At 77.0% G+C, this 1,305-nt stretch carries 1 protein-coding gene; it reads left to right on the top strand.

The genetic code is table 11. The features are described from left to right. The first annotated feature begins 122 nt into the window (after positions 1-122). On the top strand, positions 123-1,061 hold the full coding sequence (locus G5C65_RS37355; protein ID WP_165303477.1) for a M56 family metallopeptidase: 939 nt from the start codon (positions 123-125) through the stop codon (positions 1,059-1,061). The last annotated feature ends 244 nt before the right edge of the window (positions 1,062-1,305 follow it).

Below are 1,305 nucleotides of genomic sequence, written 5' to 3'. Positions count from 1 at the left end.
CCCCCCGTTCTGGCCCCCGCCCCGTCCGGGACGCCCCGGAGCCCGATGTGCCGTGAGGCGTACGTCACTTCTGAACGACCGGGCGTACCGCGCCGTCACGCGGGACTTCTAGGGTGGTGCCCATGATGGTGCCGCTCGCGCTGATGCTGCTCGCCCTGCTGGCCGCGGGCTTGGCACCACGGGTACTGACCCGCAGTTCGTGGCCCGACCGCGAGCCGGTGCTCGCGCTGTGGGTGTGGCAGTGCGTGGTCGGTGCCGTTCTGCTGTGCTGCCTGCTGGCGATGGCGCTGTCCGGCGCGGCCGCCTTCCAGGTGGTCCGGGACAACGTCTTCGCGCCCGCGCCGAACGGCGTCGTCGAGGCGTACGGCCTGGGCGCCTCGGCCCCGTGGGCCGCCCTGCTCGCCGTGCCACTCGCCTGCGGCGGCGCCTGGACGGGCGCGATGCTGCTGCGCGAGGTGCGGGACGCGCGGGCCCGCCGCCGGACCCGCCGTGCCGAACTGCGCGAGCGCGCCCCCCGGCTGCCCGGCGAGCAGCCCGCGGCGGACGACCGGCTGGTGGTGCTGGAGGGCGAGAAGCCGGACGCCTGGTGGCTGCCCGGCGCCGCCCCGCAGCTGGTCATCACCACCGCCGCGCTGCGGCGCCTGAAGGGCCGCCAGCTCGATGCCGTCCTGGAGCACGAACAGGGGCACGCGCGGGCCCGGCACGACTGGCTGCTGCACTGCTCCGCCGCGCTGGCCGGCGGCTTCCCCCGGGTACCGGTCTTCGCCGCCTTCCACGACCAGGTGCACCGGCTGGTGGAACTGGCGGCGGACGACGTCGCGTCCCGCCGCTACGGGCGGCTGACGATCGCGCTCGCGCTGGTCGAGCTGAACGAGGACCGCGGCGTCTTCGGCCCCTGCCCGACCCCGCTGGCCCAGGTCCCCCAGCGTGTGCACCGGCTGCTCTCGCCGCCGTCCCGGTGGACCGTGGGCCGCAGGCTGCGCGTCACCGCGGTCGCCTCACTGGTGCCCCTGGTACCGCTGATGGTGGCGTTCGGGCCGGGAATCAGCGCGCTGCGCTAGGCCGTGTCCGGCGGGGGCGGGTCGTGGTCGCCGGCTGCCGTGGGCTGCCGGGCCGGGGCTGCCCGTGCCGGTGTCCTGCGGACTGCGGCTGTCGCCGTGGCTGGTCGCGCCGTTCCCCGCGCCTCGTCGGGGCGCACACGGATGCGCCGCGCGGGCCGGGTTCATCAGCGGCTCCGGCGCCGGGCACGCGGCCGCGCCCGGAGGGATGATCGGGGCATGGACCCCGTTCCGCCCGCCCCCGGCC

Origin of the sequence: Streptomyces boncukensis (assembly GCF_011045075.1) — a bacterium.
Classification (GTDB): Bacteria; Actinomycetota; Actinomycetes; order Streptomycetales; family Streptomycetaceae; genus Streptomyces; species Streptomyces boncukensis.
The sequence above is the reverse complement of the archived record's forward strand: the minus strand, read 5'-3'. Positions and strand labels throughout refer to the sequence as shown.

Bases quoted from the DNA above. Each gene is read 5' to 3' on its own strand.
- G5C65_RS37355 (WP_165303477.1), top strand. From the start codon at position 123: ATGATGGTGCCGCTCGCGCTGATGCTGCTCGCCCTGCTGGCCGCGGGC.